General features: G+C 74.4%; 2 protein-coding genes. One reads left to right on the top strand and one right to left on the bottom strand.

The features are described 5' to 3' along the window. On the bottom strand, window positions 1-569 hold a 569-nt coding region (locus tag ACFI33_RS11780; protein ID WP_462624052.1), incomplete at its 3' end, for an enoyl-CoA hydratase/isomerase family protein. A 21-nt stretch (window positions 570-590) separates the two neighbouring features. Here ACFI33_RS11780 and ACFI33_RS11775 point away from each other — a divergent pair. Then, window positions 591-719: a hypothetical protein gene (locus tag ACFI33_RS11775; RefSeq protein ID WP_255351296.1), complete on the top strand. Its 129-nt coding sequence runs from the start codon at window positions 591-593 to the stop codon at window positions 717-719. Window positions 720-773 lie beyond the last annotated feature (54 nt).

Below are 773 nucleotides of genomic sequence, written 5' to 3'. Positions count from 1 at the left end.
CACCCCACGGCCTCGGTCCCGTTCAGGCGCCGACCGCCGAGCAGCAGCTGCGTCGCGCGCACCGGCCCGAGCACCCGCGGCAGCCAGTAGGACACGCCTGTGTCCGGTGTCATCCCGAGCGCGGAGAACGCCGTCACCAGCTGCGCATCCTCGCGCACCAGCACGACGTCGCCGCCCAGCATGAGCCCGAGCCCCGCCCCGGCGGCCGTCCCGTTGACGCCGGCCAGCACCAGCAGGCGTGAGCCCGTCAGCGCCACCGCGACCTCGCCCGCCGCCTCGCCGAGTTCCTGGATCATCGCGCGCCGCTCCGGCCCGGCAGGCGCGGCAGCCATGGCCTGGACGTCCCCGCCGCCGCAGAAGATCCGCCCGGCGCCGGTCAGCGTGAGCACGTGCACGGACTCGTCCGCCTCGGCCGCGGCGATCGCCGCGAGCACCTCGCGCGCCATCGTCAGTCCGAGCGCGTTGCCCTTCGCGGGCCGGTTCAGCGTCAGCCGCACGACGCCGGGCCGCGTCTCGACGAGGACGGCGGGGGCGTCGTCGGAGGAAGAAGGGGTGGGTGCGGTGCTCATGTCAGCTCCTGGGGTTGGCGGGTGCGGTGCACGGGTGCCGGCCGCGAGGACGGCCGGCCGGGCATGGGGTGGGTGCGCGATCCGAAGCGCGCCGCCTACAACGCGGTCTACAAGCGCACCACGTTCAGCGTCTGGGACCTGTTCCGCTGAGTCTGTTCCTCACGCGGGCTGGTCCGCCTCGTCCTCGTCATGCTCCTCCACGCT

This window comes from Micrococcus sp. PSi08 (genome assembly GCF_054960655.1).
This window is presented reverse-complemented; position numbering and strand designations above follow the sequence as displayed.